The sequence below is a fragment of the Moraxella oblonga NBRC 102422 genome (genome assembly GCF_001598275.1).
In the GTDB taxonomy this organism is placed as follows: Bacteria; Pseudomonadota; Gammaproteobacteria; order Pseudomonadales; family Moraxellaceae; genus Moraxella; species Moraxella oblonga.
Genome location: NZ_BCYQ01000060.1, coordinates 1 through 8198, shown reverse-complemented (window position 1 = coordinate 8198; position 8198 = coordinate 1). Strand labels below are relative to the sequence as shown.

General features: G+C 39.7%; 8 protein-coding genes. 6 read left to right on the top strand and 2 right to left on the bottom strand.

Annotation, left to right across the window (positions count from 1 at the left end; translation table 11 throughout):
- Positions 1-131 precede the first annotated feature (131 nt).
- Positions 132-650 carry a DUF2059 domain-containing protein gene (locus MOB01S_RS11385; protein ID WP_066805527.1) on the top strand — a complete coding sequence of 173 codons (519 nt, stop codon included), beginning with the start codon at positions 132-134 and terminating at the stop codon, positions 648-650.
- An 83-nt stretch (positions 651-733) separates the two neighbouring features.
- The gene (locus MOB01S_RS11380; RefSeq protein WP_066805524.1) at positions 734-1267 is read left to right on the top strand and encodes a hypothetical protein; all 534 of its coding nucleotides are present in this window, start codon (positions 734-736) and stop codon (positions 1265-1267) included.
- A 52-nt stretch (positions 1268-1319) separates the two neighbouring features.
- On the opposite strand, the gene MOB01S_RS11375 is transcribed toward MOB01S_RS11380, so the two are convergent.
- A complete protein-coding gene (locus MOB01S_RS11375) occupies positions 1320-1916 on the bottom strand; it encodes a hypothetical protein (protein ID WP_066805521.1) in 597 nt (198 codons plus the stop codon).
- Between the two features lie 103 nt (positions 1917-2019).
- On the opposite strand from MOB01S_RS11375, the gene uvrB reads away from it, so the two are divergent.
- Together uvrB and MOB01S_RS11365 are read left to right on the top strand one after the other, a co-directional pair.
- Positions 2020-4155: an excinuclease ABC subunit UvrB gene (uvrB, locus tag MOB01S_RS11370; protein ID WP_084349731.1), complete on the top strand. Its 2136-nt coding sequence runs from the start codon at positions 2020-2022 to the stop codon at positions 4153-4155.
- 57 nt (positions 4156-4212) lie between these two features.
- Entirely contained in the window at positions 4213-4611 is a 399-nt protein-coding gene (locus MOB01S_RS11365) for a helix-turn-helix domain-containing protein (protein WP_066805519.1), read from the top strand.
- A gap of 42 nt (positions 4612-4653) precedes the next feature.
- Here MOB01S_RS11365 and MOB01S_RS11360 read toward each other — a convergent pair whose 3' ends face one another.
- Positions 4654-5829 carry a GTPase gene (locus MOB01S_RS11360; protein ID WP_066805517.1) on the bottom strand — a complete coding sequence of 392 codons (1176 nt, stop codon included), beginning with the start codon at positions 5827-5829 and terminating at the stop codon, positions 4654-4656.
- Between the two features lie 197 nt (positions 5830-6026).
- On the opposite strand from MOB01S_RS11360, the gene MOB01S_RS11355 reads away from it, so the two are divergent.
- Together MOB01S_RS11355 and MOB01S_RS11350 are read left to right on the top strand one after the other, a co-directional pair.
- Complete coding sequence (locus MOB01S_RS11355) at positions 6027-6845, top strand: RnfABCDGE type electron transport complex subunit B (protein WP_066805537.1); 819 nt, start codon at positions 6027-6029, stop codon at positions 6843-6845.
- 9 nt (positions 6846-6854) lie between these two features.
- Positions 6855-8135, top strand: a complete 1281-nt coding sequence (locus MOB01S_RS11350) for a DUF2868 domain-containing protein (RefSeq protein ID WP_066805515.1) — start codon at positions 6855-6857, stop codon at positions 8133-8135.
- Positions 8136-8198 lie beyond the last annotated feature (63 nt).

Sequence of the window (8198 nt, the reverse complement as noted above, 5' to 3'; positions counted from 1 at the left end):
TTTAGAACCCTTTCTTTTCAGAAAGGGTTTTTTGTTGCTTAATCCTCACACCAAAAACGTAATGATAACAATTTAATGGTTTAATTTTTATCAAAAATCTGCTAACCTACCAATTTTATTTGGAGTTTTCTATGAAAACAAAACTACTTTTATCCTTTGCTTTATTGCTATCATCAAGTGCCTTTGCCACCCCCAACACCAAATCCCTAGAAGAGCTTGCCGGCTTATCGGGTTATGAAACCATTTTTTACGAAAACATCGCCACCCCACTGATGATGGAACGTATGTCTCTTATTGAAAATATGCTCCAAGATGACAAACTGACCGATGAGCAACGCAAACAAGCCATCAAAATCTACGATGATTATGCCGAAGGGTTGCTTAGCTCATTGGATACCGAAGCCACCAAAACTGCCCTTAAAAATGCCTATCTCTCTGCCGCCAAAGCCAACTACACACAGGGCGAAGTAGATGCCCAAATCGCCTTTTATGGTAGTGAAAATGGCAAAAACGCCCTCAAAAAACAAGAAGCCGTCCTATCCACCTATATGCAAAATGCAGGTAATGCCAGTAAAAACATCATCACTACCTACGAAAACAAAAATCTCAAAAAAATGCAAGACGACATTAAAAAAGCATTAAAAAAATAACCCAACCAAATCCGCTTGATGGCGGATTTTTTATGAGTGATGTGAATTTGATATGATAATAAAAACGCCATAAGAACAACGCCATGAAACTTAACAAACCCCTACTTGGCACACTTATCATCTTTGTGGTTTATGCAATTATGTCATTGTCCTTTTTGTATTTTGATGGTGGATTTGACATTCATGAAGGGGTGTGGGCAGTTGCTACCGAATTAAATCAAATATTTTTATTTTTTGTGTTGATTGGTGGGATTGGAATTTATGCGATTTATCAACTATCGCCAAAAAATTATGATAATTGGTGGGATTTTATTACAAATTTAATCGTTGTTTTATTCATACCTTATATATTTATAACATCATTAGATAAGGTGGTGGATAAATGGTATTATACGCTTTTTGAGCACAAAAAAGTAGTGGTAACAGATAATTATACTTTGCAAAAATATGAATATCGTGGCAATTATAGTTACTACTTGTCTTTTAATGAAAACCAAACGGTGAGAATTAATAAAAGCACTTATCAAAAATTAAAAGTCAATACGGTGTATGAGTTGACGATTACTTATCAGCCAAAAGCGGAGATTTTATATGAGATACAAATGGTGGAAAAGTAGCTGAATTTTAGTTGATTGTAAGATTTTGACAACGCAAGGTTTAGGGCTTGATTTATTTATATCTAAACACATCAATTAAATACCCAATACCCCAAACAGCACCGCTACCAAACAATAAAGAAGTTGTTGAAAAGATGAGTATAAATAATGAAAATATTGCAATATTTTTTGAATGGTCATTTTTAAAAGCAAAAACAAAGTTACAAATAAAAATTGATAAAAGACTTAATTTTACCAAAAATAAAAAAGTATATAATACCAATTTAAATGTAAAATCAAAAGAACTGGAATGATGTACAGAAAGTTCTTTTGGGATAACAATACCATAACTGGATATGTTTTTATAACAAAGCATTAAAACAAATAAGATGATAAATAATAAAATACAATGATTGACAATATCACTTTTTAAAAACCCAACTTTCATTCTTGGTACATAAGGATTATTATCATCATCTATATCAATCCAACCAATAAATGCCAAAAACTCAACCAAATTATCTTGTATAGGTAAATCAGCAACTCCATAATTTAATCCAGAAAGAAGCAATAATTTTAAAATCACAAACCAACAATACCAAATCCCAAGCGTTGTAACCCCCGCCATAGCCCAATTTATCCAAAAAATTAGCTCATTAAAAAATACCATTTTTATCACATAGTGTTAATCACTAGACAATTTTAAAAATACCCTTTAATTATATCATATTTGCCCCCATAAATAAGCCATTTTCCAAAAACAAAAAACTGCTATGACCACTCGCACCACCCTTCAAGCTGCCCAATTAGCCAAACAAGCCAAACTCACAGGCGAACAAAATCCCAAAGACAAAAAAGAAGCCAAAATCCTAACAGGCATCAATGCCACAGGCAACGAAATTTCCAGTGGAGCGTTTGAAATGGCGACCGACTATGAGCCTGCTGGCGACCAGCCAACCGCCATACAGGGGCTTGTGGACGGCATCAAGGACGGCTTGACAGGTCAGCTACTCTTGGGTGTAACAGGCTCTGGCAAGACCTATACAATGGCAAAAGTGATTGCCCAATGTGGGCGACCTGCCATTATTATGGCACACAACAAGACTTTGGCGGCACAGCTTTATGGCGAGTTTAAGGCATTTTTTCCCAATAATGCGGTGGAATATTTTGTCTCTTATTATGATTATTATCAGCCAGAGGCCTATGTGCCAGCTTCTGACACCTTTATTGAAAAGGATAGTGCGATTAACGACCATATTGACCAAATGCGACTTTCGGCAACTCGTGCCTTATTAGAAAGGCGTGATGCGATTATTGTGGCAAGTGTCTCTGCCATTTATGGCTTGGGCGATGTGGACAGCTATATGCAAATGCTCCTTCATATCGTGGTGGGCGATAGGGTACATCGTGATACTTTGATTAAACGCCTCGTTGCTTTGCAATATGAACGCAATGAGCTGGATTTTGGGCGGGGGACTTATCGTATTCGGGGCGAAACTTTGGACATTTATCCTGCCGAAAGTGAGAGCCTTGCGGTGCGTGTGGCGTTTTTTGATGATGAAATTGAAAAGATTGCTTGGTTTGACCCATTGACAGGCAAGGCGGTCAAAAGCGTGCCACGAGTTACCATTTACCCCAAATCGCACTATGTAACCCCCAAAGAAAAATTGGAGCAGGCAAGCGAAACCATCAAAGCCGAGCTTGCCGAGCGACTGGACTATTTTCGTCAAAATGACAAACTCATAGAAGCCCAACGAATCAAAGAACGCACCCAATACGACCTTGAAATGATACAACAGCTTGGCTATTGTAATGGTATTGAGAATTATTCTCGTCATTTATCAGGGCGAGCGGCAGGCGAGGCACCGCCCACTTTGTTTGATTATGTGCCGTCCGATGCCCTGTTATTTATTGACGAAAGCCACGCCACCGTACCGCAGATTGGGGCGATGTACAAGGGCGATAGAAGTCGCAAAGAAACTTTGGTGCAATATGGCTTTCGTCTGCCGTCTGCTCTTGATAACCGTCCGATGAAGTTTGAGGAATGGGAGGCGATTAAGCCTGCCACCATTTATGTGTCGGCAACGCCAGCCGATTATGAATTAAAAAATAGCCAAAAGATTGTGGAACAAGTGGTTCGTCCCACAGGCTTGATTGACCCTGTTTTGGAGATTCGCCCCGTTTTGACCCAAGTGGACGATGTGTTGGGCGAGATTCATTTGCGTAAGGCGGTTAATGAGCGAGTCTTAATCACCACCTTAACCAAAAGAATGGCGGAGGATTTGACCAGTTATTTACAAGAATATGGCATTAAGGTGGCATATTTGCACTCAGACATTGATACTGTTGAGCGAATGAAAATCATTCACGAATTAAGAACAGGTGTTCACGATGTGCTGGTGGGCATTAACTTATTAAGAGAAGGGCTTGATATGCCAGAGGTGAGCCTTGTGGCGATTTTTGATGCGGACAAGGAGGGGTTTTTGCGTTCGGAGCGGTCTTTGATTCAGACCATTGGGCGAGCGGCACGACATATCAATGGCAAGGCGATTTTGTATGCGGACAAAATCACCCCCAGTATGCAAAAGGCGATGGACGAAACACAAAGGCGTAGAACAAAGCAAATCGCCTTTAATGAACTGCACGGCATTACACCAAAATCTGCCGTGCGAGCCATTACCGATAAGATTGACACAGGCGAAGAAATCCAAGATGAACCCATCTTGCCTGCCGTGCCAACCGCCCTAAACGAGGTGGACGAGAGCATTCTAAGAAATCCACAGCTCACGGTCAAAGAAATCAACCGCCTTGACAAAGAAATGAGAAAACTCTCTGGCGAACTAAAATTTGAAGAGGCGGCTAAATTGAGGGATAAGATTGTGGCGTTGAAGCAGTTACTTTTGAGTTAATGACTTGTGCAATACCTTTTATTTGTGTTATATTAACCAAAAATAAGACATTCCACCATGAAAACACCACAAAAAATCCGTATGTTACGAGAATCCAAACAACTAACCCAAATACAAGTCGCTGAACAGACCAACATGTCTGTTAGTAGTTATGCCAAATTGGAGCGGGGTGAACGCAAGATAAGTGTTGATGAATTAACCAGAGTTGCCGAGACTTTACAAGCTGACCCTGCACAATTATTGGATAATAAAAAACAAAACATTCTTTGTTTTGTAAATAGTAATAGCAATCACAACATTAACTATTACGCCAATATTGATACCCAATCTGAAATTGACAGATTACAACTGATTATTAGCAACCAACAAGCCTTATTAAAAGAAAAAGATGAACTGATTCTTGAACAAAAATCTCATATAAAAACTTTACAAGCCATCATTGACAAGCAAAAATAAAAAAAACAGACTAAGCTATTTAGTCTGTTTTTTTTATTTGCATTATTTAATAAATTTATCAATCAAGGCTTTTAAATCAGTTGGATTTTTGATGATTTTTAACCATTCATCCGCCTTAATGCCTTTGAGTAGTTTTGTGATTTTACCAAATTGGTCTTTTAGCTCACTCTTATCATCAAGATTATAGCCATTTTCATAAACCCAATTCACAGCACTTAACATGGCGAATGTTACCGATATTGCCACGCCTGCTGCCGCAACATCTAAAATTCCTGTTGGTGGCAAAACCGATTTAACCCATAAAAATGCATTTGAACCAATGCTCTGACTGGCAAATAATGGAATGGCAGCAACCGCTGATTTTTTGGATAAAATTTCATTGGTGTAAATATAGTGAATCCGCATAATTGCCCCAGCTTGAATGCCTGTGATATACAAGGCACTGCCCGGAATAAAAGCAGCCGCCCCCACTGCTCCAAGCACCCAATACAATTCACGTTTCACCAATTGTGATTTACTCATCATTTCACGAGCAAGGAGCAAATCTTTGCCGTATTCTTTTAGATAACTTAGCACGCTTTCACGCAGTTCATCAACACCACGAATATCCATTTCGGCTTCGGGGTCATAATCAGGGTCATAACCATCTGTACAAGTTAAAAATAACTTTTCATCATCAGCAAGCCCAAGTGATGAATGCCATTGGATAGCGACAGATTCTAGGGCTTTGGGTTTTTTGTCGTATTCATCAATTTTATTCATCACGACAAATACTTTTTTGGCATATTGTTTTAATTCATCATAATGAGCTTTTTGCGAATCATCAACCGACCCTGCAACCACCAAAATCCCCACATCAATATCATTTAAGATATTGCGAGTTTCTTGGCTGTTTTCACGAATAACATCACCAAGACCGGGCGAATCAATAATGGTAACATTATTACTCCATTTGATTTCTTTGATTTTGGTGGTTACGCCTGAAATAGCCCCAACTTGAACCTTTTTATTTTCGCCTTTTTTGACATTAAATAAGGCATTGATGAGTGAGCTTTTCCCTGTGCTTACTCGACCAATAACCGCAATTTTAACAGTTTTGCCAAATCCTTTTTCAATTTGTGATAAATCATCTTGGATTTTTGACTCAACATTTTCCTTTTGTTTGTCATCAAATGCACCATTATCATTTGATTTGGTAAAATCATCAAAAATACCCATACTTTACTCCAATAAAAAGATTAAGATTTTAGCAATTCTAACATAATCACAAAATGCAAAAATGTCTATTTTAGACAATGGATTATCTAAAATAGACATTGCAACATCACAAAAATTTTCAACTTGACACAAACAACCCCAATACCACCCACCCCCAATTATGCTATAATACCCCCAAATTTCACCATAAACACACCATGACCGACCGACTGACCAATTTGCCCATTTTATTTCATGAGCTAAACATTCATCGCCTGCCTGATGACAAAAAAATCAAAATTCACCAAATAGACGAGCAACTCCCCCAAACTCAATGTGGTCTGTGCGGACACATAGACGGCTGTTTGCCTTATGCTTATGGTATCGTGATGAATGGCGAAGCAACCAATCTTTGTGTACCAGGCGGGCAAATCACCACCAACATCATCAGTCATATCATGAATGTGCCTGCCCCCACCGCTACCCCAAGCAAATGGGCGACCGACCCTACCACACAACGTCCCCATGCTGTACGTGCCATCATCAACGAAGATGAATGTATCGGCTGTACCAAATGTATCCCTGCCTGCCCTGTAGATGCCATCATTGGCACTGCCAAACACATGCACACCATCATCACCGACCTATGTACAGGTTGTGAATTGTGCCTACCGCCCTGCCCTGTGGATTGCATCACGCTCATCAAGTACCCCCACGCACCTGATGATGCCACCCGCCAAAAAGAACAAGAACATTTACGCCATCGCTACCACCATCATCTAAACCGAGTCGCCAAAAATATGACAGACGGCACAAAGCCTGTAGTCAATGCCGTAGAATCCGCCATCACCAACGCCATCACTGGCGAAACCATCTCGCCTATGGAGCAAAATTTTGCCAAAAACACCATTGAACTTGCCAAAATTCGCACCCAAATCAAAAAACTCACCAAACAACTTACCACCAAAGACAACCCCCAATTACGCACCGAATTGGAAATTTTACAAACAAAATTACAACAGCTTGACACACCCTAAGAGATAGTCATGAAAAACCACATTCACCTAGAAAATGTCAGCCTAGATAAAATAGACAACGATACGCACAAATTGCTTGATTTGGTCAGACGCTTGGAGACATCGGATTTTGTTTTTGCCACCGACCCAAAAGTTGCCACCGACCTTGCAAAATCCTCAGAAGGCACACCCACCGACAAACTCATCTACCGTGCCACCATCTTAGATGAGACAAACGATTTGACGTACGCCCTTTACAAAGGCAATTTTTTGGTTAAAAGTGTCTCAAAAATATACGCCATCATCTCGTTTGTGCTAGGCTTTATTGGTGTGATAGGACTGCTTAATACCCACATCGTGAATTTTTTTTATGTACTTTTAATGTTGCTTGGTTGGCACACGATAACACTTATTTTGTGGTTAATTGGCTTAAAAAATCAAAACCCCTATTCAGGCATTTATGGCATATTGGATAAAATCCGCCCAAAAATCGCCATTCAAGCCCACGCCTTTGACATTTATTTAGAAGAATTTCAAAAAAATGCAGTGTGGCAACTGGGTAAAGTCATTCACAAGGCATGGCTTTTTGGGTTGCTTGGTAGCGTACTGGCTTTGTTTGTGATGTTTTTATTTAAAAGCTATGTGTTCGTTTGGGAGTCCACCCTTCTTTCTCCAAAAACTTTTATGATGATGTTAAAGACTTTTGGATTTGTGCCTAGCCTATTTGGTTTTGATGCCACGCAGATTGACCCCAGCACTGGCGACATTTCTCATGCTCGCCTTGCCACGCTCATCATGCTGTCTGTGGTGATTTATGGCATGATACCTCGTTTGGGCGTGTATATACTTTGTCATCTTAAAGCCAATGAGTATTTTCAAATTGACCAAAATCTGTATTATTATGAAAACTTTATTCGCACATTTAACCAAAAAATCGTAGATAAAGACGACTTTAATCCCGCTTCCCCTGCCACCAATAAGTCAGTTCGCCTTAGCAAAACCAAAACAGTGGTTGCCACCCTAGAACGCCCCCACGATGGCGACTGGCATGGGCAAACCAACACCAAAAATCTAGGCACGGTGGACAACAAAGACGAGATTTTACATCTCATCAAAACCGCCAATACTCTACAAGCCCATATCATTTTAGGCATTGACACACAATCGTTGCCAGACAGGGGTATTTTACGCAAACTAGAAGTGATCTGTCAGCATACTCAAAACGGCGCATCCGTCAAATTACTGGGGCATGCAGATTATAGCGACAAATGGCAACAAATACTGGCAGACAGGCAGATTGAACAAGCATGACACTAGAACACGTCTATCGTTGATAGCATTATTTATGATTGGGGGCGATTTAAAAATAAGGTG

Excerpts from the sequence above, each read along its gene's own strand:
- MOB01S_RS11385 (WP_066805527.1), top strand. The coding sequence starts at position 132 with ATGAAAACAAAACTACTTTTATCCTTTGCTTTATTGCTATCATCAAGT.
- MOB01S_RS11380 (WP_066805524.1), top strand. The coding sequence starts at position 734 with ATGAAACTTAACAAACCCCTACTTGGCACACTTATCATCTTTGTGGTT.
- MOB01S_RS11375 (WP_066805521.1), bottom strand. The coding sequence starts at position 1,916 with ATGGTATTTTTTAATGAGCTAATTTTTTGGATAAATTGGGCTATGGCG.
- uvrB (WP_084349731.1), top strand. The coding sequence starts at position 2,020 with ATGACCACTCGCACCACCCTTCAAGCTGCCCAATTAGCCAAACAAGCC.
- MOB01S_RS11365 (WP_066805519.1), top strand. The coding sequence starts at position 4,213 with ATGAAAACACCACAAAAAATCCGTATGTTACGAGAATCCAAACAACTA.
- MOB01S_RS11360 (WP_066805517.1), bottom strand. The coding sequence starts at position 5,829 with ATGGGTATTTTTGATGATTTTACCAAATCAAATGATAATGGTGCATTT.
- MOB01S_RS11355 (WP_066805537.1), top strand. The coding sequence starts at position 6,027 with ATGACCGACCGACTGACCAATTTGCCCATTTTATTTCATGAGCTAAAC.
- MOB01S_RS11350 (WP_066805515.1), top strand. The coding sequence starts at position 6,855 with ATGAAAAACCACATTCACCTAGAAAATGTCAGCCTAGATAAAATAGAC.